This is a genomic window from Paenibacillus durus (assembly GCF_000756615.1).
Classification (GTDB): Bacteria; Bacillota; Bacilli; order Paenibacillales; family Paenibacillaceae; genus Paenibacillus_AQ; species Paenibacillus_AQ durus.
In genome coordinates, this window is the sequence record NZ_CP009288.1 from 4,688,347 (window position 1) to 4,710,807 (window position 22,461).

General features: G+C 48.5%; 16 protein-coding genes. 9 read left to right on the plus strand and 7 right to left on the minus strand.

Annotated elements, in window-relative coordinates; all coding sequences use genetic code 11:
* Window positions 1-89: 89 nt before the first annotated feature.
* Entirely contained in the window at window positions 90-1,343 is a 1,254-nt protein-coding gene (locus tag PDUR_RS20370; protein WP_233277405.1) for an RNA-guided endonuclease TnpB family protein, read from the minus strand.
* Between the two features lie 140 nt (window positions 1,344-1,483).
* Between PDUR_RS20370 and PDUR_RS28255 the strand changes: the two genes are divergently transcribed.
* Both PDUR_RS28255 and PDUR_RS20385 read left to right on the plus strand, forming a co-directional pair.
* Window positions 1,484-2,523 (plus strand): IS630 family transposase gene (locus PDUR_RS28255; protein WP_156130534.1). Its coding sequence is split into 2 segments (ribosomal slippage): window positions 1,484-1,981 and window positions 1,984-2,523, totalling 1,038 coding nucleotides; the frame shifts between segments, so codons are not numbered across the junction.
* Between the two features lie 274 nt (window positions 2,524-2,797).
* Window positions 2,798-4,027: a transposase gene (locus PDUR_RS20385; protein WP_081949603.1), complete on the plus strand. Its 1,230-nt coding sequence runs from the start codon at window positions 2,798-2,800 to the stop codon at window positions 4,025-4,027.
* Window positions 4,028-4,603: 576 nt separating this feature from the next.
* Here PDUR_RS20385 and ltrA (PDUR_RS20390) read toward each other — a convergent pair.
* The 6 genes from ltrA (PDUR_RS20390) to PDUR_RS20415 all read right to left on the minus strand — a co-directional run bounded on the left by ltrA (PDUR_RS20390) (window position 4,604) and on the right by PDUR_RS20415 (window position 13,963).
* Window positions 4,604-5,926 carry a group II intron reverse transcriptase/maturase gene (gene ltrA, locus PDUR_RS20390; protein WP_042207959.1) on the minus strand — a complete coding sequence of 441 codons (1,323 nt, stop codon included), beginning with the start codon at window positions 5,924-5,926 and terminating at the stop codon, window positions 4,604-4,606.
* Window positions 5,927-6,508: 582 nt separating this feature from the next.
* Window positions 6,509-7,834 (minus strand): group II intron reverse transcriptase/maturase, encoded by a 1,326-nt coding sequence (gene ltrA / locus PDUR_RS20395; protein WP_042207960.1) that lies wholly within the window; start codon window positions 7,832-7,834, stop codon window positions 6,509-6,511.
* A 715-nt stretch (window positions 7,835-8,549) separates the two neighbouring features.
* Window positions 8,550-9,878, minus strand: coding sequence for a 6-phospho-alpha-glucosidase (locus PDUR_RS20400; RefSeq protein WP_042207961.1), 1,329 nt, complete (start codon window positions 9,876-9,878; stop codon window positions 8,550-8,552).
* A gap of 74 nt (window positions 9,879-9,952) precedes the next feature.
* Window positions 9,953-11,536: a PTS transporter subunit EIIC gene (locus PDUR_RS20405; RefSeq protein WP_042207962.1), complete on the minus strand. Its 1,584-nt coding sequence runs from the start codon at window positions 11,534-11,536 to the stop codon at window positions 9,953-9,955.
* A gap of 282 nt (window positions 11,537-11,818) precedes the next feature.
* Window positions 11,819-12,043 carry a helix-turn-helix domain-containing protein gene (locus PDUR_RS20410; RefSeq protein WP_019908812.1) on the minus strand — a complete coding sequence of 75 codons (225 nt, stop codon included), beginning with the start codon at window positions 12,041-12,043 and terminating at the stop codon, window positions 11,819-11,821.
* Window positions 12,044-12,307: 264 nt separating this feature from the next.
* Window positions 12,308-13,963 (minus strand): PucR family transcriptional regulator, encoded by a 1,656-nt coding sequence (locus PDUR_RS20415; RefSeq protein ID WP_042207963.1) that lies wholly within the window; start codon window positions 13,961-13,963, stop codon window positions 12,308-12,310.
* A 301-nt stretch (window positions 13,964-14,264) separates the two neighbouring features.
* Between PDUR_RS20415 and PDUR_RS20420 the strand changes: the two genes are divergently transcribed.
* From PDUR_RS20420 to PDUR_RS20450, 7 genes are all read left to right on the plus strand, one after another.
* Window positions 14,265-15,587: a cation:dicarboxylate symporter family transporter gene (locus tag PDUR_RS20420; RefSeq protein WP_042207964.1), complete on the plus strand. Its 1,323-nt coding sequence runs from the start codon at window positions 14,265-14,267 to the stop codon at window positions 15,585-15,587.
* A gap of 275 nt (window positions 15,588-15,862) precedes the next feature.
* On the plus strand, window positions 15,863-16,885 hold the full coding sequence (gmd, locus tag PDUR_RS20425; RefSeq protein WP_042207965.1) for a GDP-mannose 4,6-dehydratase: 1,023 nt from the start codon (window positions 15,863-15,865) through the stop codon (window positions 16,883-16,885).
* Between the two features lie 82 nt (window positions 16,886-16,967).
* Window positions 16,968-17,897 (plus strand): GDP-L-fucose synthase family protein, encoded by a 930-nt coding sequence (locus PDUR_RS20430; RefSeq protein ID WP_042207966.1) that lies wholly within the window; start codon window positions 16,968-16,970, stop codon window positions 17,895-17,897.
* 56 nt (window positions 17,898-17,953) lie between these two features.
* Entirely contained in the window at window positions 17,954-19,033 is a 1,080-nt protein-coding gene (locus PDUR_RS20435) for a mannose-1-phosphate guanylyltransferase (protein WP_042207967.1), read from the plus strand.
* A gap of 52 nt (window positions 19,034-19,085) precedes the next feature.
* Entirely contained in the window at window positions 19,086-20,264 is a 1,179-nt protein-coding gene (locus PDUR_RS20440) for an O-fucosyltransferase family protein (RefSeq protein WP_052410318.1), read from the plus strand.
* A gap of 38 nt (window positions 20,265-20,302) precedes the next feature.
* On the plus strand, window positions 20,303-21,382 hold the full coding sequence (locus PDUR_RS20445) for an O-fucosyltransferase family protein (RefSeq protein ID WP_042207968.1): 1,080 nt from the start codon (window positions 20,303-20,305) through the stop codon (window positions 21,380-21,382).
* Window positions 21,354-22,313, plus strand: a complete 960-nt coding sequence (locus PDUR_RS20450; RefSeq protein ID WP_042207969.1) for an O-fucosyltransferase family protein — start codon at window positions 21,354-21,356, stop codon at window positions 22,311-22,313. The genes PDUR_RS20445 and PDUR_RS20450 overlap by 29 nt, the downstream gene beginning before the upstream one ends.
* Window positions 22,314-22,461: the final 148 nt, after the last annotated feature.

The window sequence follows — 22,461 nt, forward strand, 5'->3', positions numbered from 1 at the left end:
GCTGTGAACTCTCCCCCAGTTAGCTTACGCTAGAAGTGGGGGCTTCTGTTGGCATCGATACAGGGTTGCACACGCTGCGAGCTTCATGATTAAAGGCTCAATGCCTGTTGCGCCCTAATGAGGGAAGCCAACGTCCAATACGTTCGTTTTGCCAATGAAGGGTCTTTTGCCTCCAAGGACAACCACATCTTTTCAGATGTGGCTTTTTGTAGGTTGCGCAGCACGTATCGTGCGCCGATGTTATACGAGGCATTAAGGTCCGCGTGATACGTTTTGCCTGTTGCGAATACAGCAACATCACGCTTCGTGTTGCGTTGTACCCATCCACTGCCGTCAAAAGCAAGCGCACTGGTATTCGCAGGGTTGACCATGGAAACCCGCATCCCCAGGAAATGCGCCATTTCGGTCACTTTCGTTTGGATGCGACGTTTGGCCCACAACTGGAGTTTGGCACGAAGCCGCTTGGCTCCCCACGTTCCTTTAGGCAGACGCATCTTGCCTAAATACTCCATGACGATGATATCTGCGTGGTGCTTTTGGGCAAAGGCGACGATTTGATGCGCGGTATCGTGGACGATATGCGTCTGTAAGCCGTTCATCCGCCGCCAGAAATTTGGTTTTGCCCCTATACCGGACTGTCGCTGGGCTTGTTTCAGTTTGCCTGTGATTTGGCGCATTCGGTCTTTTTCTTTGGCTTGGTTGATAAAGGTCCTCGCCAAGACAGTGCCGCTTGCGTCCAGCACGGAACATACTGCGGAATTCGTTAACCCTAAATCAACGGCACAGACCCGCTGTTTGGAACGTTCTACCTGAGTCAACTTTACATCCCCCTCATAGGCGATATGAAGGGCATAGCGTTTTCCTTTTCGGACCAATCTGGGGTTGCATTCTTTCATGCTCCACACGTTACGTTTGAATAGGTCTTGCCCATTAAAGGTAATGGGGAGCCAGACCCAATCGCCTTGATGAAATACCTTGATGTTGGCTGCCCTATCAGAGGTTCGAATGAACATATTGCCTTTGTACAAGCAAGGGAACGCCTGATGCTGAGCCTCAAGTGTCGGCGGTTTCTTCGAAAAGCGTTTCCCTTCTTGCTGGGCGTGTTGCCGCTCGGCTTGCCAAAGCTGAAAACGGGAATGATGACTTTTCAGAATGCCAAACGCTTCTGCAATGGCACTTCTGCGGAAGTACGAAGGAAACTTATAAAAGCGTTGATCAAACTCGGCGTAGAGCGGATTCGGATTGTGCTTAGTACGATGAGTCAACCGTTCTACCGCCGTCACCACCGCTTGGGTGGATAACGATTCCAAGTTCATAAACTGCTCATGAATGACCGTAATCAAGAAGGACAGCGCCTCTTGATACACATGGAGAGTCGCATCTATATAAGTTGAATCAAAGTTCTTAGCAAACCCTGGCAAGGGAAAAACAAACCATTTGTCGAATAAGAAACAGATCAAGAAACGGACAAGTGGGGAACGCCATGGATAAGCATACCGAACTGGAAAAAGTAACAGAAGCCATGAAACAAGCCAAAGAGCGGCGCATGTATGAACGCTATCAAGCCATCTATTTGTATTTGAAAGGCACATCGATGACGGCGATCGCTGACATTCTAAATCGAAACCGAATGACGGTGAGCAGTTACATTCATACGTACGAAAACAGTGGATTGGCAGCCTTGCAACTCAAACACTCATCGGGTGCTCCTACTCGGTTGACTAAGGAACAGCAGGATCAGTTGAAACAGACCGTCGCCTATTCGGTCCCTCACGAGGTCGGCTTTACAGCCAAGCACAACTGGACGCTTGAGCTCATTGCCACGTATGTGGAACGAGAATGGGGCCACCGCTACTCGCTCCGAGGCATCTCCAAGGTAATGGAACGATTAGGGCTCAGCTATATGAAACCAACATACACGCTCGCGGCAGCAGATCCCGAAAAGCAACGCCAGTTTGCCGAAACGACCTTTCCCGATTTGAAAAAAAGATACTGAACGATGAAATCGACCACTTGCTCTTCGAGGATGAGTCCATGATTCGGGATTATCAAGCGATTCAGAAAACCTGGTTTCTTCGCGGGAAGCAACGAATCATTCCAACCACAGGCAAGCATCGCGGGGTCAAGCTACTCGCGACGGTTGACTATGAGACGGGACGAATCGTTTGGCAAGAAGACGAAGAATATACCGCTGAAACTTTTCTTGCCTTTCTTCAGAAGGTCCTTGCAGCTTATCCAACGGGGAAACTGGTTCTTGTGTTAGATAATGCCCGGATTCATCATGCAAAGCTGCTTCAGCCGTTTCTGGAAGAGCAGAAAAATCGGCTCCAGCTCGTGTTTCTGCCACCATACAGCCCGCAGTTAAATATCGTAGAAGGACTCTGGAAATGGCTCAAGTCCAGTGTGATCAACAATGTGTTCTATTCCACCGTTTCCGAAATCCGTCTGCGTGTTGGGCAGTTTATGGATGAAATCATGAAGCGCCCTCATGTAATTATTGACCGCCTATGCGTTCGGTTTTGATTGCTATCTTCTTTCGTTCAACTTATATAGCATGCGGTGGTGAGACGTAATCGGATGTTTAAGTGTTTTGACCACCTTCATGAGATGCGCCTCCCTCGCAAGTTTGATGGATCTAGCTGGACTTACCCAGTTAGAGTAAAAAGTTGTAAATTAACAATCGTAACAGAAATGTGCCGAAAAAATCGAAAAGCCTCTTGACTTTTCTGGAATACCCCAATAATCGCGAAGGAGGTATTATCTTTTATACCTATCTTCCATATAACGGGGTTCGAAAATGTCAGATCTTCATCAACCTAAGTACAAGAAGCTTTCCTACAGCGCTTTTGGAGACGCACCACTCTTGCTTTCCTTGTGGAATCGTTTTGACTTTTCTCTACTCCTTACACAATGCGGAATTATGAAAACTCGAGGATGTCCCACCTGGAAACTTGCGTTTCTGTTTGTCGTCGGACTTTTGAGCCGTTGTACCACGTGCTTGCAAATGATTCAGTTTTATGAAAAAGACTCCCTCCTCGAGCGGATGTTTGGCGGACAAAAGATCACACAGTCTGTTTTCAGCCGTTTTATGGTCTCGTCCTTTGCATGGCAAGCGTTTAACCTCAAACGTGTCGCCAAACTGCAGGAGCAGGAGGAGACGATGCTGAAGGATGATGATGTCATTGCCCTGGATGACACCTTGGTCGAACATAATCACGCCAGGAACATGCCGTTTATCTATCGCTTGTGGGATCATTGCAGCAAAGTGTATGTAAACGCCATGAATATGGTCGTACTCCATGCGGTCAAGGCAAATGGGTTTCAGTATCCGCTTCTTTACGCCATTTGGAAACAGGATAACGGAGAATCGGAGCATCTATCCAAACTGCATTTAGCTCTCAACCTGCTGCAGCAAGTGAAGGACAATCTTCGCGGTACCGCAAAGTGCTGGGTGGCCATGGACAGCTGGTATTTGGCCAAGGATCTGTATCTGGGTATAGAAGGCCTGGGCTTTCATTGGGTGAGCAGAGCCAAAAGTAACATGACCCTTTATCGCAAGGTCAAGGTGCACGGTAAAGAAAGAATCGTAAAAACGTTGCCCAGCCGGTTGATCCAAGAAGCCAAGCCCACATTCTCCTTCTGGCGGAAAAAGGGGATCCGCTGCATGCCGTTTAGAGATATCTACATCGCCATCGATGAAATCCACAAAGGCAAAGGCTACCGTAAAGAGCCTGTGCTCAAGGCGGTGAACGCTGTCGTGACGGCCTACCTGGAGGAAGATCAGGAAACCGGGTCGGTCAAAGAAACATTTGCCTTGCTGATCAGCGACCAGATTGAGGCTCCTCCTGAAAAAATCGTTCAGGTGTATCGGAAGCGGTGGTCGATCGAAGTGTTTTTTCGAAACGCCAAGCAAGAACTCGGCATGAACGATTGTCATTCCACGGATGAACATCACATTCACGCCCACATGACCTATTGTTTGTTGCTGAAACGCTCGTCCGCTTCGCTCAGTGGCAATATGACGTGAAAACGGGTACGAAAGCAGAAGTCACCCACCGCCAAGTAGTTGACCTTCTGTTCCATACCCGCTGCGAAGTCCGTCCTCGGAAGGACGATTCCATCCAACTCTATTTTGACACGGCTTCACAGCGGTTCGCAAGCTTTCTTCGCCATTTTTGGCCGACCCGAATCGCCATGCTTTGGTTTAATTCGCAGTCGAATTGGAATATTCAGCCATTAAGTGGGTAAGTCCAGATCTAGTATAGCACAGGAACGTATGTTTGGTAAAGCAAACGTGTCTAACCCCCGCCTTCGCTGTTGGCTGAGAGGTGGGGGACTGCGACACTATATCTGTTCAAATACAAGAGCTTCAACCTTGGGATCTCTCCACCAGTCGCCTGTCAGCTGCGAGGCAGCTTGGCTCTTACCTATGGCCGGACTCCCACCGGTTAGTTGTGCCTAGATTCGCTAGGCGCGCGTAAAAATCGAGTAGGCCCATGCGCAAATGCATGGGCTCCGGGTAGAAGGGCCACCCAACTGGTGGCCCGAACCCCCACAGAACCCGGCGTGCGGATTTCCCGCACCGGGCTCTTCAGAATTGGTTTCACAGCATAGCGTAGTTCTTCAATCGATTATAAGGGATGAAGAGTTTCGGTCGCTTAAGGGGAAATAATGTGCGAATGTGGCGGTATTCTTCCCAAGTTACATAGCTTTTCTGACTTCGCCTGCTCAGCACTTTCCGCCAGTAGGTAACAGCGGCGGCATAGACTTTGTTCAGACACCTCATATTCCCTGCCATTCCGTAATAGGCGTAATGGCCTTGCAACATCTGATTGATCTTTACCGCCTGCATCTCTACCGCTTCATGCTGCATTCTTCTCATTGTTTCCTGCACGTTCCCAATGCTTCGCTTTAGTCGCTTCTTCTCCGTCTTCCTGCCCACCATGAAATTCCCTTGTCGGTTTCGCGTGCAGTAATGCGTAAATCCCAGAAAGTAGAGGGTATCCGGCTTGCGTTTGCCTTTGGATTGGCTGTGCTTGCTTGCGAATCGCCCAAACTCGATTAATCTGGTTTTGCTCGGCTCTAACTCCAGCTTAAACTTATGAAGTCGATTTCGGAGCGCTTCTTGGAAACGGATGGCGTCGCTACGGTACTGAAAACAGACAATGAAATCGTCAATATACCGGATAAGATAGGCCTCGCCTCTAAGCCGTGGCTTGATTGCTTTCTCGAACCACAAATCCAGCACATAGTGCAGATACAGGTTACTCAGCAGAACACTGATCGAACCACCTTGCGGCGTACCTTCTTCGCTGACGTGGATTTTACCGTCTTCTAGCACGCCTACCTTTAACCAACGTTGGATGAGTCGAAGAATTCGCGGGTCACCGATTCGATGTTCCACAAACTTCATCATCCATTCGTGGTCGAGACTTCCGAAGAAATTCTTTAAGTCCGCCTCAAATACCCAGCCGACCTTTTCTCCGGCTATGATCTCATTCAGTGTCGCCAAGGCGTTGTGCTGGCCTCTTCCCGGTCTGCCCCCAAATGAGCAGTTCAGAAAATCCTGCTCGTAGATGGCAGTCAGTATTTCCGCTGTGCACCGCTGTAAGGCGCGATCTGCTACGGCAGGAACGCCTAGCGGACGTTTCTCCTTCTTTCCAGGCTTCGGTATCCAGACTCTTCTTACGGCTGGTGGGTGGTATCCCTTCCGGTGAATCGATGTGAGCATCTCATCTGCCCATACCTCAAAGGTTTTCATCGCTTCATCTCGGGTAATCCCATCCACGCCGGGCGCCGTACGTCTGGGAATGTGCTGCAAACACTCTCGCAGCCGTTCCTTGGAAATATGGTGGGTGAGCGAAGTAAACTGAAACTTTACATTTTCTCGTGCTTTTGCTGCTATTCTTTCCAATCCCGTTGTCATGGCTAGGTTTCCCCTTCCGTTGCATGAAGGCCTGTGTCCTCCCGTTGTATGGAGCCCATGTTGCCTTAGAAAGATTCCATTTCTGCTGACCGCTTCCCCATGTAGCAGGCTCTCCCTACCTCGGAGTACTATCAGTCAGTAAGACTTCCGGCAAGTCGTCGAACCTCCCTCGCTTTGTAGGCTTGTTCGGCTCTACCAAAAAAAAATTTGGAACCGCCGGATCTCCCTTGTTCCCAAGAAACCCTTTGGCAGCATGCTGTAGGTACGAACCCCGGAAGCCTCAGTCATCCCCTCGCCTTTGCGGTGATGCTGTTTCTGCCTTCTCCACAGAGAGATAGGATCGGCTGCTTCGATCACGTTAGATTTCGGGGCTAATGATCCTCTTCACTTTATTCCGGCCTACTGCCTTCCTGTCTACGCTTCGCCGTGCACGTTGCCATGCACCACGCAAGACTCGGTACAGAACTGCTGGCTAGGCTTTGTCCTGATCGCCATTTCAGGCGACACGTGCTTCTTGAGCTTTTCAAGGCGCAACTCTCACAGATCCGTACGTGCGGGTCATCGCATACGGCTCCTCCGTGTTTATCCCCTTTGGGGATGAAGGGATTTACAAAGCTCACTTAGACTGCATAGTTCAATCTCTTTAAACCAAGAATTGGGCATTACATATTGCGCATAGGTTGAGTGAGAGCTTCTCCATGCTGTCATTCGCAGTCCAGGCAGTTCGCTGTCCCATCCCCTACGTCGCATTTCCCGATGGAGTTTCCTTATTTTCTTCCAGCTTCTTAGTTGTACACTCCGCAACCGCCGCCGTATCCACGCATCATATTCCCGGAATTTGCTCTTCACATCACCTGTTCCGTAGTAGTTGCCCCAGCCTCTCAGGTACGGATTCAGCTTCTTTTTTACGAGTTGCTGCACATCCACGGTTTGGTTTCTCCGCGTAATCTCTTTCACCCGTTCTTTAAACTTCTTTGTCGCTTTAGCGGAGGGCTTCATCCGCTTGCCTGGGCTAAATTCATGCCCCAAGAACACAAATGTATCCCTCCGGCTATTCACGATTTTCGTTTTCTCCGGGTGTACCGTCAACCCCAGCTCTTTTTCCAGTAGCCGGACGACGGATTCCAGGACTCGCTTTGCTCCCTTTTCCGTACGGCAACAGATGACAAAGTCGTCTGCGTACCGCGTGAGTCTGTGTCCGCGTCTCATCATCTCCCGATCCAACGGATGCAGATAGATATTCGCCAAGAGCGGGCTAATCACTCCGCCTTGCGGCGTGCCCTGTTCGCTCAGTTGGAAGCTGCCTCCTTCCAGTACGCCTGCCTTCAGGAAACTCTCCAGCAGCCACAGCACACTTCCGTCCACTACCTTTTCCTTGACCTGAATGAGGAGTCGCTCGTGCGGGATGGTGTCAAAGTACGACTTCAGATCGGCGTCAATCACGTAGCGATACCCGTCATCCAGATCCTGTCGGATCTTTTGCAACGCCATATGTGCGCTTCTTCCGGGGCGGAACCCGAAGCTGCAATCCAGAAATTCAGCTTCGTAGATCGGCTCCAGCACGCGTCTTGCTGCCGCTTGTACCACACGGTCTTCTACTGTTGGAATGCCCAGCGGCCTTTGCGTTCCGTCCGCTTTGGGAATATATACCCGCCGGACTGGCTTCGGCTGGTAGGTCTTCTTCCGCAGCTTTTGCTGAAGCACTTCTAGATGGTGCTCCAACTCTTCTCCATACGCCTTTACCGTCTTGCGGTCAATTCCTGCCGCGCCACGGTTTCGCTTGACCTCCACAAAGGATTCCTCCAGGTTCGGCATGGCCCATATCTTGTCGATGAGACTGTACCATTTTCGTCCTTCTGCTTGCTTTGTTCCTTCACGTGAGAGCTTGTCCTGCCTTGGTTCCTCCATGCTCGTTCTCCTTCCCTTTCAGCAGCGCGGTTTGTAGCCTCGCGGCAATCTCCGCTTCTGCTTTTCGGTACTCGCCCCAGACGGCTTCTCCTTATGTTCATTCCCCGGATCTACGCACACCTTAGCTCCCCGGCTCCTGTCTGGCACATGGCCCTCCTCATGCTCTCTTCTTTCACGGTTCGGGCTTCACGCCAAGTCCCTGCCTTTTGGGTCAGGGCTTGCACCGGCTTTTTTTTCTCGCACCGGTTCACACGCCTTTGCGGCCTTTCCAGCGTGCTTCTTCACTACTATCCCTACCTCTGACTTCCAACCATCCGTAATCCCGTCTTGACCGTCACGGCCTTGTACAGAAGTTACCGCTTTGCGGGGACGGCCGGATCTCCTTGGGTCACGTCAACCGACTTTCCCCCGAATCCAGTCCTCCTAACTTCCGAGACCCATGATGGTATTGGACATTCCCTTCCTTTGCAGGGTTATCCGATCTCGTCAGCCAACTTGGTTTAGCCGCCTGTTCCGGGCTTTGCCTTCAGGCCCTCCGCACGCATCCTGTTGGACTGCGCACTGCCTGTCAGCTATGCATTTCCGCCATCTGCGGCATGCTGGAGACTTTCACTCCTTAGTCGATTGCGCTGCCAAGCGCACAAAGAGCCGGCCAAAGCAGTTTGAAACTGCCCTTGACCAGACTCCATCGTCTTGTAGAAAATTATACCTGTTTTTATTTCAATTCTGGCCAGAAGTCTTTGTTGGCCTCGATTAGATCATCCAAAATCTGTTTCGCGACGAATGCGCTGGGTACAGTTTTGGACAGGGTAATGGCCTGCCACAGCTTTTGATAGGATTTTTCGATCCAGGCTTCGACCACTAATTTTTCTGCAGAAACTTGCTGCTCCATAAGCCCTTTTTGGAATTGAGGAATCTTACCCATAGCCAGCGGTTCCGGTCCGTTGCTGCCAAGAAGACAAGGAATCTCAACCATTGCCGTAGGGTCAAAATTGGCAATGGCCCCGTTATTCTCGACAATCATCAGCATTCTTTCTTTCGTATTAAAGGCAATGGCTCTTGCAAGGTCAACAATATAGGTAGCATGTTCATCAATATGCAATCCGGAGCCTTCTGTAGATTGCTGTTCGATAATTTTTCTGGCTTCGCCAAATACAAACTTTTCTCTTCCATCCATGACTTCATTTGCTCGTGTATATTCTATGTTAGAATGCTGAACAATATCATCCGGGAATAAATAGTACTTCAGATAGGTGTTAGGAAATGTGTCAGGGTCCACAGCATACACATCTTTGGCTTTAGCGAAGGTATCATTCCAGCTTGCTTCCGTGTGCTGGCTGTCTCCAACCGAAACAACATAGCCATGTTTTGCGACATGCTCTTTGATTTTCGGCATTAAATCATTTCCGTCTTTATCGCGAATATCCGTCCACCAGCCAAAATGATTCAGTCCATAATAACGGACGGTCATATCTTTTCTGGACTCTAATCCTGAAATTTCAGCCATCCGCGCTTCAATACCTATCGGCATATCGCAAATGTTCAAAATCCTGGAATCCGGTCTCAATCTGCGGGTCGCTTCGGCAACGATTGACGCCGGGTTCGAGTAATTGAGCATCCATGCATTTGGCGAGTATTTTTCCATATAGTCAAGGATTTCAACTACTCCGCCAATGGATCTCATTCCATAAGCAATTCCACCGGGCCCGCAGGTTTCTTGACCCAGCACACCGTATTTTAAAGGAATTTTTTCATCCAATTCGCGCATGGCGTACTTGCCGACCCGGATATGAGCCATAACAAAATCGATACCCGTGAAGGCTTCTTCCGGTTCCACGGTCGCGACAAATTCAATGTCCGGCGCTTGTTCTTTTAAAATAACCTCGCATGCTCCGGCTATGATATCTTGTCTTTCCTTATCGTTATCATAGAACTTTAGTTTTCCAATTGGGAATTTGTCCAGATTATCCAACAGCATTAAAACGATACCCGGCGTAAATGTGCTTCCTCCGCCCGCGATTGTTACAGTAAACTTTTTACTCATGATTCGTCCCTCTCTCCACTTTTTTGTATATTAAATTTATGAATAAATTTAATACCTCTTTGATTGGCAAACGCTTAACCTGCAAGATATTTATCAACGGCATTTCTGACCCCATTAACTTTAGGCCCATAGACGACTTGAATATTTTCGCCGTTTTTAATAACGCCTGATGCTCCTGTACCTTTTAAACCCAGTTCATCAACGATACCAGCATCCGTTACCTTGATCCTCAATCGAGAGAAGCAGTTGTCAACGGTTTCAATATTTCTCCTGCCTCCAAGAGCTTCCACAATAGCGGCAGCTAAATCGGTATCTTTGCCTGCGGCTATAGCTGTCTCACCGGATGTTTGGCTCATTTTTTCTTTGTAATCTTTTTTGGTGAACAGTTTAACCTCAACCTCATCATCTTCTCGTCCCGGGGTCTTGAGGTTAAACTTTTTAATTAAAAAGGTGAATACAGCGTAATAGGTCGCCAACTGAATAAGTCCTATGCCAACAAAGATAGGCCATCTTGTTCTGCCGATTCCCGCAGGCAAATTAAAAGTCAGGAATTCTATGATTCCGCCCATTCCATTAGCTCGACTCCCCAAGAGTACGGAAATAACCTCAAATATGCCGTCCAACGCCGAGTGAACTACCCATAGAAACGGCGCCACAAACAAGAATGTAAATTCGATAGGTTCTGTTATGCCGACCAAAAATGAAGTTGCTGCCGCCGGTATTAAAAGGGCTTTTAACGTATTCTTCTTTTCTGGTTTCGCTGTTTTATAAAAGGCCAGCGCTGCTCCTACCAAACCGAAAACTTTAACCATACCGTATTGCAAAAACTTTGCGGATGGGTCGAACAGCTTGATAGACGGATCTGTTAACTGCGCCAGGAATATATTGTAAGCGCCCAAATACGTTTGTCCGTTTACAGTCAATTCGCCACCCATGTTAGAATAGAGGAATGGTGAATATACGAGATGGTGTAATCCTGTAGGTATGAGAAATCTGTTTAAAAATCCGTATATAAACACGCCTATCGAACCCGATAAATTGATGAAATCCGCTGTTGCCCGGATACCGCTGGCTGCAAATGGCCAAACATAACTGAATACAACAGCCAGTACGGTTAAAATCGGAACTAATACGATATATACCAGCTTGGTATTGCCATACAATGCTAACGCTCCCGGTAATTCTTTATTGCAAAACTTGTTATGGACAAGCGCTACGACGACCCCGAGGATCATTCCAAGGAAAACACCCATATCAATGATTTGAAAGCCTAATACGATCGTTTGCCCGGTTCCCTGCAATTCAGAGGGATTTGTATATTTGATTAATTTTCCCGTTAACTTAAGCCACTCGTTGTTAGCACCCAGAAATGTCAAGTATGACAATAGAGCTATTAGCGCCGCTTCCGCTTTCTTTTCTTTCGCTATTCCCATCGCGATGCCTACGCAAAAGACAATTCCCAAGTTGGTTAAAATAGGCCAAACCCCGCTGGCCATGAACTTGCCGACATTGATTAAGGAACTGCCTTCTCCAACAATCATTGGATTGCCCAAAATGGATGTAAATGCCAATATTAGACCGACGATCGGCAAAAATAAAACCGGAACAACAATCGCTCTTGCAAAAATCTGCATTCCATTTACAACTTTATCCTTCACCAAAAGCCCCCCCTCATCATTTTCAATTCCGCTTTTTTGTAAGCGGTTTATTGTTTACGTTTTACACTCTAACAAATATTTTTCCCCGTTTAAATACAAAAACGGCATTAAAAAACAGGTTCCATCAACTGGCAACCTGTTATTAATGGTTTTCATATTTTGGTTTTATAAGTACTTACAGGAAGCGTCTGCTTGCCAGCGATTTGGTTCGTCAAGCAAACAAAAAACCTTCCCCGGCCCTTTCGGCCAAAAGAAGGCTTAACGCATAGTCGCAGGCCCCGTCTATATCTTCAGCTCCCCAAGCTTGATCAGCTCGACAACCGCTTGCGAACGGCCTTTTACATTCAATTTTTGCATAACATTGGAGATGTGGTTGCGAACCGTCTTCTCGCTGATAAATAGTAAGCCGGCGATATCGCGCGTCGTTTTATCCTGAACAAGAAGTTCGAATACTTCACGTTCACGATGCGTTAACAAGAATTTGCTGTGGTGTTCGTTCCCCTTCATGGTGGTGTCACCCCTCCTTGCCCGGGATTGTTTGGTCTAACAAGGTAAAGGGATACAGTCAAATTTATAGTATGTATTGTGAGTGTTAATGGTGCCGCACGCAGGCCTAAATGGGCTTTAGCGAATATGCAGGAGAATCCGATATTTCGTAACCGCAGCTGTACATTGACGGCATATTTTCTCCGAAGCCGGGGAATGGTGATAATTGATATAAAAAATCAACCCTCATCTCAAATGCTGAGAAGAGGGTTTGTTGTGCAACAATCAGTCCGCATCAATAAGCTGCTCCATCAGATAGGCAACCTTGAAGCGCAGATTGTCGCTGGTGTTTCTGATTTTGCGGCCGGTGAGCTGCTCGCATTTCTCCAGCCGGTAGACGACCGTATTGCGGTGCACGAACAATTGCTTGGCGGTCTCGGCAATCTGGCAGTTGTTGTCATGATAAGTGATTAACGTTCGCATCAGCTCCCGCCGCTCTTTTTCATCCAGCCGATTCAGTTCTTTAAAGGTATCATTATAATATTTCTTCAGTTCTTCAAGCGGCAGCATCCGCAGCAGGTCGGTCAGCTTCTTCACATGATAGAACTGGACAAAGCGGCGCTTCTTGCTGTTATGGGCCGTCTCCCAAGCTTCAACCGCCTCCTTGTAGGTGACGGGAATATCCGTCAGACGGTCAATCGGATTACCGACCCCGAACGACACGGAAATTTTCTCCCTATGATAAAGGTTGTCACTGATTTCGGTCAATTGTTCCCGCAGCAGCCGTTCCGCATGCACAGGAGCCGTCTTGCTCCCGGAAATAGAAAGAATGAGCACGAACTGATCCTTGTTGTTGAACAGCACAAACGAATGGCCCCGCGACTGAAACGCATCCTTCAAAATATCATATAGCTCCTCCCGCTTGGACAATTGCTGCTCCTCGGAAGAAGGCAGGGAAAACTCCCTTCTGGTCAGATCATCGTCCTGCTGGATGACAATGCACAGCGAGGGTAAATTCTCGGACAGTCCGTAACGCTTGCCGCGGTGGATCAATTCCTGCTCGGAAGTCATGAACCCGTTAACGATATCCGTAAACAGATCATTCTTATAGCGTCTGGACCGCTCCTTCACTGCCTGCTTCTTCAGCAGTTCGAAGCTGATGACGTTGGCGGCCTGCTCCATAATCATGACCGGTAGCTGTTGAAGCTCGACCGATTGCTGCAGCGTCAGCAGGAAACCCTGCGGCTGGTACGTCATAATCGGATGCGCGGCGATATAGTTTAAGGCGCCGGGGGCGGCATCCCCCAAGCAACATACAGAGGTGCGGTCTTCATTCGGAAGCTGACTTGCCAATTCGCGGATTTGCGGCAGCAGGTCCTGATAAACCTGCTCGCGGAAATGCGAAGACGCCGAAATCAAATTCATCCTTTGATCCAACAGGATGGCGGGGCTGCCCAGCAGCCCTGCTAAATCGCGCACAATTTCCGGAATTCCCTGCCCCTTCAGAATCAGACTGGAAAATTGGCGGTGGCTTTGCAGCGCATTACGCAGTGTATCGGTGTGCTTGTCCAGGATCGTATCAATGGCCTGGTTAATAAGATCGCCAAGCGAAACGTTGAGCGGCAGCTCGATAAGCGGGAAACCGACCTCATTTGCAACGGCGATTGCCTCTTGGGGGATCGCAGACCAGAAACGTTTTTTAATTCCGAGTCCGACACAACCGGCCGCCGATAATTCGGGGATAAGCGCCACAAGCTCCTCGGGGTGATCCTTTAACGCATAAGCCGTTGTGATTAGCAGTTCGTCGGGTTTTACAAAATCAATAATATCCGGCGCATCCATCATATTGACGGAACTGACAGTCCGGCCCAGTCCCTGAAACCCGCATATGACCTTTGATTCCAGCAGAAACGGAATTTTCAAGAGCTCTGCTAATATCATGGAAACTCACCCCTCTGTTGCTTATGATAGTTAACTTACCTCATTAAACACAAATGAATAGCCAATACCTATCATTTGATGTCCTAATTATACAACATAAACAAAAATGATAGTTATTTTTATTAAAGGTACATAATGCCTTGCGGAAATTAATCTATTATAATGAGTCAATAAAGAACACAAACAAAGTAATAAAAAATAACACGAAAGGTGAGTAATCAGAAAGAAGCTAGCAGAGCAACGCCAAAAAAACGCCAAACAGGCTCGATTCCAGGAATAAATAATTAGGAGGATGACAAACATGAACAAGACAGCAGCCAAGGTGCGCCAGCCTTTTTATAAAGGCCTCTTTTTTCAAATCATGATGTCCATAGTGTTAGGTATCGCGGTTGGATATATTTGGCCGACATTCGGAATCGCATTGAAACCGCTAGGGGACGGGTTCATTAAACTCATCAAGATGATTATTTCCCCGCTTGTCTTCGTAGTCGTAGTGCTTGGCATTGCGAAGGTGGGCAACGTTAAGACGGTCGGCCGGATCGGCGGCAAGGCGCTGCTGTACTTTGAAATTGTAACGACATTCGCCCTGATTATCGGCATGCTTGTTGCGAACGTGATGAACCCGGGATCGGGGATGCATGTGAATCCTGATTCGCTGTCCACCGACGCTGTAACTAAAGTGACCAAGAACTCCGAACTCCCTCACGGAACTGAATTCTTTATGAACATTATTCCAGACAGCGTTGTCTCGGCGTTTGCCACGAACACGATGCTGCAAGTGCTGCTTGTATCCTGTCTCTTCGGTTTCGCTCTCGTACGTGTAGGGGGCAAGACCTCAGAGGTCCTTATTAACCTGCTGGAGCACATTAGCCATGTCATTTTTCAAATCATGGGCTTCATTATGAAGCTGACTGCAATTGCTACCTTTGGAGCGATGGCGTTCACCGTAAGCCAGTACGGCATGCAGACGCTGCTGGCCTTCGGCAAGTTGTTCCTCGCCATGACGGTAGCTTGTCTGCTCTTCCTGCTCGTTCTGGCAGTTATTATGCGTGTGTTTGTCGGAATCGGTCTATGGAGAGCCATTATGCTTGTGCGTGAGGAAATTGTATTCTCATTTGCAACCGGCTCAACAGAGGCTGTTATGCCGCAAATTATGAGAAAGCTGGAGAGAGCGGGCTGCGACCGCTCGGTTGTCGGACTTGTCGTTCCGACTGGTTACTCCTTCAACCTTGATGGCGCCTCTATCTATTTGTCGCTGGCGCTCGTCTTTCTGGCGCAGGCAACTGGCGTAGAGCTCGGCATATATGAGCAAATCGTACTTCTCGCCGTGCTGCTGCTTACTTCCAAGGGAATGGCCGGTATTCCGGGCTCGGCGTTCGTCGCCTTGTCGGCTACTGCGGCAAGCACAGGCTCGATCCCAATCGCAGCCGTTGCGCTTATGCTTGCTCCTGACCGCATTATGGGCAACTTCCGCACGACGGTCAACATTATCGGCTACACGGTCGCTACATTCGTTGTCGCCCGTTGGGAAGGGCTGCTAAACAAGGAGCAAGCTTTGCTTGCCATGAAAAGCAAAGCGCATGATTCTTCCGGCATGCCGGTAACCGTCCAGGCCAATGATTAATAATCGCCTATTCTAATTTTATTGATACGCTAACGCCTAAAATTAAAGCCGAAAAAGCGGCAGCCATCCGGTTAGGAAACAGTCTATCCGGGTGTGCTGCCGCCTTTTTTTGCCGTCCTCAAAGCCCAAAATCCCCCTATTCATACGATTGCCTACTGCCCGAATCCCCTGGCTGAATTCCCTTATTTCTGCGGTCAGCGTACAGTTACCCAAACCTTCCCATATTCATGCTCATATACATAGACCATAACCAAAAAAGAGGGGATGAAACCAACTTGAAAAAAGCTTTCATTACCGGCGTGACAGGTCAGGACGGATCATATCTGGCCGAACTATTACTGGGCAAAGGTTACGAAGTTCACGGGATGGTCCGCAGAAGCAGCTCGATAAACACGGAAAGAATTGATCATCTCCTGGAAAATAAATCTGGAGACCGGCCGGATTTCGTTTTGCATTATGGTGATCTTGCGGACCCCGGAGGATTAAGCAGGTTAATCAGCAAAATTGAGCCTTCCGAAGTCTACAATCTGGGCGCGCAGAGCCACGTCAGAGTGTCCTTCGATATTCCGGAATTCACGGGGGATGTAGACGCCCTCGGTTCGATGCGCCTTCTGGAGAGCATTCGTGATATAAACCCCGGCATCCGGTTTTATCAGGCCTCTTCCAGCGAATTGTACGGCCTCGTCCAAGAAGTTCCGCAGAGCGAGAAGACCCCGTTTTATCCCCGCAGCCCTTATGCCGTCGCCAAGCTGTACGCTTACTGGATAACCGTTAACTACCGCGAAGCCTACAATCTGTATGCTTGCAACGGCATCCTGTTCAACCATGAATCGCCGCGCCGGGGCAAAACTTTCGTCACCCGCAAAATTACAACCGGCCTCGCCGACATCTTAAAAGGCAAACAGGAGCGTCTTGTGCTCGGCAATCTGGACGCCAAACGGGATTGGGGCTTTGCCGGCGATTATGTAGAGGCGATGTGGCTGCTGCTGCAGCAGGATCACCCGGAAGACTATGTTATAGCTACTGGGGAAACCCATACGGTAAGGGAATTCTGCGAGCTTGCCTTCCAGCATGCCGGGATTACGCTTGCCTGGACAGGTGAAGGCCTGGACGAAAAAGGAATTGACGCCAAGACGGGACGCGTGCTGATCACGGTAGGTGAAGAGTATTTCCGGCCAAGTGAAGTCGATCTGCTCCTTGGTGATCCCACCAAAGCAAAAACGAAGCTGGGCTGGGAGCCAAAAGTGTCCTTCAAGGAGCTTGTCGAAATGATGGTCAAGAGCGATCAGGGTTCCTGATCGCTTCCATCCCTGCATTTATACAGGTTCACTTCGTATATAGGCAACTCAATACATTAGGTGAGAAGGGAGTCGCTTTAACTTGGAGAAGAACAGCCGGATTTACGTAGCCGGACATAAAGGTCTTGTCGGCTCTGCTCTTGTCAGAAACCTGAAGGAGAAAGGATACAAGAATATTATCGGCAAAACGCTGCAGGAGCTGGATCTGACGAACCAGGCGGCAGTGGAACGTTTCTTTGAAGAGTCGGATATCGACTATGTGTTTTTGGCGGCCGCCAAAGTCGGCGGAATCGTGGCCAACAACACCTATCCTGCGGATTATATTATGGAAAATGAATTGATCCAATGTAATGTCATCCGCAGCGCATTTAAGAATAATGTCAAAAAGCTTATTTTCCTCGGCAGCTCCTGCATCTATCCCAAACTCTGCCCCCAACCCATTAAGGAGGAATATCTCCTTACGGGGCCGCTCGAAACGACGAATGAAGCCTACGCGCTGGCCAAAATATCAGGGCTTAAAATGTGCCAATATTATAATCGCCAATACGGAACCAATTATATCAGTGTAATGCCCACCAACCTGTACGGGCCTTATGACAACTTCGACCTCAACAACTCTCACGTCATTCCTGCCATGATCGCCAAAATAGATGCAGCCAAATCGTCAAATCAACCCAGCGTGACGTTGTGGGGTACGGGCAAGCCGCGCCGGGAATTTCTGTATGTTGACGATATGGCGGACGCGTGCGTGTTCCTGATGGAGCATTACGACGGTTCAGAGTTCCTGAATGTCGGTACAGGAGAGGATCTGTCCATCCGCGAACTGGCGGAAATGGTGAAAACTGTTGTCGGTTACGATGGCGAGCTGCTGTTTGATGCCGGCAAGCCGGATGGAACACCGCGCAAGCTGCTGGATGTGGCCAAATTGGAAAAGCTGGGCTGGAAGGCAAAGACCGGTCTGGAAGCAGGTCTTCGTGAAGCCTACCGCTACTATCTGGACCACGTCAAATGACTTGCTGAAGCGGCGGCCTTACTCTCTCAGATCTCGACTATCGGGAAGGTGAACACATGGATAAATATGCGGTTATCATGGCCGGCGGCGCCGGACTGCGGCTGTGGCCCCTATCCAGGGAACACAAGCCCAAGCAGTTTATCAGCGTTAAAGGAACGAGCAGCATGCTTGAGCAGACCCTTGAGCGCATTACCGAGCTGATACCGCCGGACAAATGTTATGTCATTACTAATAAAAATTATGCGGAGATTACGAGGGAAGTGCTTAAGGACATTATTCCCCCGCAAAATATTATACTCGAGCCTCTTCGTAAAAATACCGGGGCCTGCATATCTTATGCGGCCTTATTGCTGGAACGCCGATTTCAAGACGGCACGGTCTGTTTCATTCCGGCTGACAGCTATGTCAACAATAAGCATGAGTACCTTAAAGCGATCCACCAAGCTTATAGGGAGACCATTAACAGCTCCGATTTGACCATTATCGGCGTAAATCCGACATATCCGGCCACCGGCTACGGTTATATCAAAATTGATCCAAGCGAGCATACCGATCCCAAACCCCAGGTATCCCAGGTTCAGCAGTTCAAAGAGAAACCCGACATCGCCACTGCCCGCACCTACGTGGAATCCGGACAGTATCTGTGGAACAGCGGTATGGTCGCAGGCAATCTGCAGGCCTTCAAGAGCGGAATTCAGCAGAATATGCCGGAACACTTCAATATTCTGTCAGCAGCGCTTAACCAGATCGACTCCCCCGGATTTGATTCAGTGATAGAGGAGGCTTTTGACCAACTGCCCGATATCTCTTTCGATAACGGAGTGCTGGAGAACAGCAGCAGCCTTACAGCCATTAAGGGCTACTTCGACTGGGATGATATCGGCAGCCTGGACGCGCTGGGAAAATTGATGGGCTACGACGACAGCGGTAATTCCGTCAGCGGCAGTTATGTCGGAATGGATACTCAAGATTCGATCATTTTCACCAGCGATATACTGGTCACTTCCATCGGTCTCTCGAATATGATGATTATTAAGACGCAAGATGTATTACTGGTCTGTCCCAAAGAGAGGGCTCAGGATGTCAAAGCGTTCGTCCAATTGTTGAAACGTACCGGATACGGGGAGCGGACATAAAATGCCGCTTCGTCCCGCCTGACGTAAAGGAAACATGGAGGTGATAAGGAACATGAACCGGTTACGTTTTATGCTGATTAGAGGTTACAGTCATAGTATTTGGATGGATATACGCCAGCTGCTGGAGCAGCTTCTTATCGCGGATTTGAGCGGCAGAATTCCGGTAGTGCATTGGGGCAGCAACAGCTTTTATAACGGAAAGATTTATACTAACGCTTTTGATATGTATTTTGAGCCGGTGTCTAACTACGCAATCGAAGACTTAATGAATCCGGGCTACAGCTTTTTTCCATCCGTATGGCAGTATGACAATCTGCTGATGCCTGACCCCGGGCAGGTCTCGCTGACTGAGCGGAGCATCGGGGAAATGCTGGAGAGCGATGCTGATGTCGTGGTATGTGACACGTATGCGAACAAACTGTCCGCCCTCTCTCTTGTTGGGGAGGATCACCCTTTGTACGGGATGGATACGATGCATGCGTACCGTTTTTTGATGCGCAAATATTTGAAACTCAAACCGGATCTGACAAACAAGATCATGAAGTTTTTTTATTCTAATTCCCTGCATGAAGGACCCACTCTGGCTGTTCATGTCCGCGAAAACTTTTCCATTAGCGCATTTGAGAAGAACAGTTTAAACGAACGCTATCACGGTAAAGTGTATAAGATGAAAAAACACCCGGAGCAGAACACCAACGATACCCTTAAGCTTCACCAGATTTACCGGATTCATAAAGTGAATAAACTTGAAACGTCAAACAAGGACTATCATAAGGAAATCCAGTATATGCTTGGCAAATTCAACATTAAAAAGATTTTCCTGCTCACGGACTGCACGGAAATTCTGGATGAATACCGGGAGCGGTACGGATCGATGCTTGTGTATACGGATGCGCTGCGGCATTCCTCCAATGACGTCGATGTTCCTTATCTTGAAACGCATATGCACCGCCGTCAAAACGGAATAGACGCCATATTGGACGCCTATATTGCCGCGAAATGCAGCTTTTTTATCGGCAATGGCTATTCGAATATGTCTAAAGCCGTTACGTATCTTAATGACTGGGCCGATACCAATATCAAATTGATGTACTGGGTGCCGGAAAATTCGAGTTTAGCCAATTATGCGGTGACCAATACCATCGTTTATCCCGACAATAAATTGGTTGGAAAATTCAAGCAGATCGCTTATAGCACGCACCGTACATGGAAAAAGCTGAAGGATCGTTAATTCATTCTAAACCACTGGATTGGAGGTGCTCCGAACGGATGCACCAGCAAAAGTTCTTGCTTATTAAGACGTGGGGGTGGGGCTTTTGGTCGGATATGGACCACCTGACCGGGCAACTGCTTGTAGCCGAGCTGACCAAACGAATACCGGTGGTGTATTGGGGGCCGCACAGCTTATACAGTGAATATATCGATACGAACGCCTTTGAATTGTATTATGAACCCGTCTCCTCATACACCATCGATGACGTGCTTAGGCCTGAACACACCTTTTTCCCGCCGATCTGGAATGCAAGCAACGCACTAGTGGAGGATCTGGATAAGACGGCGCGGCTTCACCGCGGCATTGGGGAACTGATGGCCAGCAAAGCGGATGTGGCCGTCAGCGACGTCCATTTCTTCTCCAAGCCGCTGCTCAGGTATATTCCAAAGAGTCATTGGGCATACGGGATGACCGGAGTACAGATCTACCGCCATCTGATCCGGAAGTACTTGCGTTTAAAGCCTGATATTGAAGCGGAAATCAACGAATTTTACAATGCGCATCTGAAGGATCATCACCCGCTCCTCGGCGTTCATATCCGGGCCAGCGACAAAGTGCGCGAGGTGGAGAACCTTCAGCAGCTTAACAAGCAATATGATGGAGAAATCCGAAAAGTATTAAAGGAAGGAAAAATCGGCAAGTTATTTCTGATCACGGATTGCGATGATGCGATCGATGACTTCAACAAGCGCTACGGTTCGATAGTCGTATATACCGACTGCGTGAGAGCTCCCCGCAACTCCGTTACCGAGGCTCCCCATCTGCAGAACTTTGTCGTAAAAAAAAGAAAAGGCATCGAGATCATCAAGGATACGTACCTTGCCACCAAATGCGATTATTTTATCGGCAACGGCTATTCCAATGTTTCCTTTTTCGTCAACCGGCTGAAGGACTGGCCGGACAGCCACATTAAGCTTTTTTACCGAACGTTGAAACAGGATAGAAAAAATACCCGCAAACGGGCAAGAGCCGAATTGGCCACCAAATATTATCGGGCCAAGCAGCGGCGGGCTCAATATCCAAGTCTGTACGGAGGTGATAACCAGCATGAGCATAAACCGATTTCTCCTGATTAAACCTTGGGGGTACAGCATTTGGGCGGATGTGGATCATGTGGTTGGCCAGCTGCTCATTGCAGAGATCACGGACCGGACTCCAATTGTGTACTGGGGCATGGACAGTCTGTATTCCGAGTCCGTGACGAAAAATTCGTTCGAGTTGTTCTTCGAGCCAATCAATGAACATATGCCTCATGAAGCCGTCCGGTCCGATTTTACGTATTATCCGCCCATCTGGACCAGTCATACTGTTCTGATGGAAGACCCGGACAAATTGAAATGGGAAGACCGGGATTTACAGGATATGATCGCTACTGACGCCAACGTGCTGGTCAGCGATGTGTATTACCATGTGGGCGCTATCGCACCCTGGATTCCCGATCGGCACCCTTTATTCGGCAAAACACCGCATCAGATATACCGTTATCTGTTCGACAAATACATTAAAATCCAACCCAGCATCCTTGACGAAGCCAAGCAGTTTGTTTATGAGAATCCGCAGTTCCGTGATGAAAAACCGATTCTGGGCGTTCATATCCGGGCCAACGGCCTCGTAAGTGAAATTGGGCAGATTTATAATATCAACGATTATTACCATCCCAATATATGGAGCTTTATGAGCAATTTCGAATGCCGTCATCTGTTTCTCATTACCGACCATTACAAGTTCGTCCGCCAATTCCAAAAGATTTATGATAAATACGAAACCTTAATTGTCAGCGAGAGCAGGAAAGCGTTCTTCAGAGGCAGAATCCACCCGAACCGGTCCAATTATCCCAATCAGCGCCATAAAGGAATTGAACTCATAAAAGACACCTCGGACATTATTAAAGACACGTATCTTGCCGTTCAATGCGACTATTTTATTGGCAATGGCTATTCCAGCTTGTCGAATACGGTGCTGCGGATGAAAGATTGGCCGGAGAAAAATATCAAGCTGCTGTATTAAAAGCGAATAATCGTGATCCTATTACAGTGACCGTTTGCCGGTATGCCGCCGGTGAGCGGTCGTTTGTTTTTTTATGAAAAGCCGCTCTTGCATCTCACTAGATTTTGCTTTATCCTAGTTATGAAAATAATTTTCTTAATTTTATATA

Coding starts and splice junctions, on each gene's coding strand:
- PDUR_RS20435 (WP_042207967.1), top strand. CDS start 17,954: ATGGATAAATATGCGGTTATCATGGCCGGCGGCGCCGGACTGCGGCTG.
- ltrA (WP_042207959.1), bottom strand. CDS start 5,926: ATGACAACGGGATTGGAAAGAATAGCAGCAAAAGCACGAGAAAATGTA.
- PDUR_RS20450 (WP_042207969.1), top strand. CDS start 21,354: ATGAGCATAAACCGATTTCTCCTGATTAAACCTTGGGGGTACAGCATT.
- PDUR_RS20415 (WP_042207963.1), bottom strand. CDS start 13,963: ATGATATTAGCAGAGCTCTTGAAAATTCCGTTTCTGCTGGAATCAAAG.
- PDUR_RS20440 (WP_052410318.1), top strand. CDS start 19,086: ATGAACCGGTTACGTTTTATGCTGATTAGAGGTTACAGTCATAGTATT.
- PDUR_RS20445 (WP_042207968.1), top strand. CDS start 20,303: ATGCACCAGCAAAAGTTCTTGCTTATTAAGACGTGGGGGTGGGGCTTT.
- PDUR_RS20385 (WP_081949603.1), top strand. CDS start 2,798: ATGTCAGATCTTCATCAACCTAAGTACAAGAAGCTTTCCTACAGCGCT.
- ltrA (WP_042207960.1), bottom strand. CDS start 7,834: ATGGAGGAACCAAGGCAGGACAAGCTCTCACGTGAAGGAACAAAGCAA.
- PDUR_RS20400 (WP_042207961.1), bottom strand. CDS start 9,878: ATGAGTAAAAAGTTTACTGTAACAATCGCGGGCGGAGGAAGCACATTT.
- PDUR_RS20420 (WP_042207964.1), top strand. CDS start 14,265: ATGAACAAGACAGCAGCCAAGGTGCGCCAGCCTTTTTATAAAGGCCTC.
- PDUR_RS20410 (WP_019908812.1), bottom strand. CDS start 12,043: ATGAAGGGGAACGAACACCACAGCAAATTCTTGTTAACGCATCGTGAA.